Annotated in this window: 1 protein-coding gene; it reads left to right on the top strand. The window is 39.5% G+C overall.

Translation table 11 applies throughout. The features are described 5' to 3' along the window. The first annotated feature begins 107 nt into the window (after positions 1 to 107). The gene (locus DWX26_RS16565; RefSeq protein ID WP_423229998.1) at positions 108 to 1295 is read left to right on the top strand and encodes an IS701 family transposase; all 1188 of its coding nucleotides are present in this window, start codon (positions 108 to 110) and stop codon (positions 1293 to 1295) included. The last annotated feature ends 34 nt before the right edge of the window (positions 1296 to 1329 follow it).

Raw genomic sequence — 1329 nt, 5'->3', positions numbered from 1 at the left:
CTATAAATGAGCAAGTTCGTGATTTTGCATAAAAGAAAGACACCTCGATTCCATGTGTTGTATAATGAAAGTGCCAAAACAAACATTTGCAACATTTACGAAAGAAGGTGTCTCTCGCAAATACTATACATCATTCCTCATTCATATACAACCAGTTTAAAAAATTAAACTTATGCAAATTTTATTCGAACCGAGTAATAAACCATCTTATGAGTATCCTAATCAGTATTTTCATTTCAGGATATCATGGAAAAACCACGGACTTTGCTAAAAACAGTTCCTGCCACAGAACTACGATTGCCCATTTCCTCAATTCCGGAAAATGGGATGATTCCTTACTTTCAGATACGTTAAAATGCTCTGTCATTGAGATTATTTATTCAGAAGCAGCACGCACCGGAAAACCTGTTCTCTGTATTGTGGACGATACGATTGCTTCAAAGACAAAGCCTTCGTCACAGGCTTTACATCCGATTGAAGATGCGTATTTTCACCAATCCCATTTAAAGGGAAAACCGGATTACGGGCATCAGGCAGTTGCTGTTATGCTTTCCTGCAATGGCATTGTTCTGAACTATGCTTTTGTAATGTACAATAAGTCAATTTCCAAGATTGACATTGTACAAAGCATTGCAAAGGAGCTGCCTGTTCCACCGGTAATGTCCTATTTTCTTTGCGACTGCTGGTATGTTTCTGAAAAGATAATCAATACCTTTGCACAGAGAGGGTTCCATACCATCGGTGCTTTGAAAACAAACCGTTTGCTGTATCCATCGGGAATGAAAAAGAAACTTCGTGAACTGGCCGCCGAATTGTCTGTTACACATCGTGAATTTGACCTTGTGACAGTCAAAAAACGAAACTATTATGTGTACCGGTACGAGGGAAACCTCAACGGCATAGAAAATGCGGTAGTTCTTTTGAGTTATCCGGAAAAAGCATTTGGTAATCCCAAAGCATTGCGTGCTTTCATCAGTACAAACGCAGCCCTGTCTACACAGGAGATTCTTTCCTGGTATGTGTGTCGATGGCCGATTGAAGTATTTTTCCGCCAGTGTAAGGATAAACTGGCACTGGACAGCTATCAGATACGCTCTGCACAGGGAATCAAAAGGTACTGGCTACTTATGTCACTGGCACATTTCATGTGTGCAGTGGGTACTGGTAGGTTCTGTTCGTTTGAAACTGGATATCACGAAATCTGTGATACCATTCAGCTGGAAAAGTATCGTTATCTTTTTCAATGCGCAAAGGAAAGCAATGATTTTGATTCATTTATGAAATTCGCAGTGTAGTTTTGTGCAATTTTTCAAATTTGCTCATTTATAG

The sequence above is a fragment of the Blautia sp. AF19-1 genome (genome assembly GCF_003479155.1).
In the GTDB taxonomy this organism is placed as follows: domain Bacteria; phylum Bacillota; class Clostridia; order Lachnospirales; family Lachnospiraceae; genus Fusicatenibacter; species Fusicatenibacter saccharivorans.
This window is presented reverse-complemented; position numbering and strand designations above follow the sequence as displayed.